1 protein-coding gene is annotated in these 206 nt (G+C 38.3%); it reads right to left on the bottom strand.

Annotated features, from left to right (window positions below; genetic code table 11):
• Positions 1 to 206: hypothetical protein (locus ACRHOC_RS16140; RefSeq protein WP_431159554.1), on the bottom strand; the 206-nt coding region annotated here is incomplete at both ends.

Here is a 206-nt window from a genome sequence, read left to right as displayed (position 1 = left end):
TCTAAAGAATGCTAAACGACCAACGAAAGGATCAGTAGCAATTTTAAATACTAATGCAGAGAATGGCTCTTTTACATCTGGCTTACGTGCAATTTCGTTATCTGAATCTGGCTCAGTACCAACGATAGCTTCTTTATCCATAGGAGAAGGTAAGTAACGACACACTGCGTCTAATAAGAACTGAACACCTTTGTTTTTAAACGCAG

Origin of the sequence: Winogradskyella poriferorum (assembly GCF_050618035.1) — a bacterium.
Classification (GTDB): Bacteria; Bacteroidota; Bacteroidia; order Flavobacteriales; family Flavobacteriaceae; genus Winogradskyella; species Winogradskyella poriferorum_A.
The sequence above is the reverse complement of the archived record's forward strand: the minus strand, read 5'-3'. Positions and strand labels throughout refer to the sequence as shown.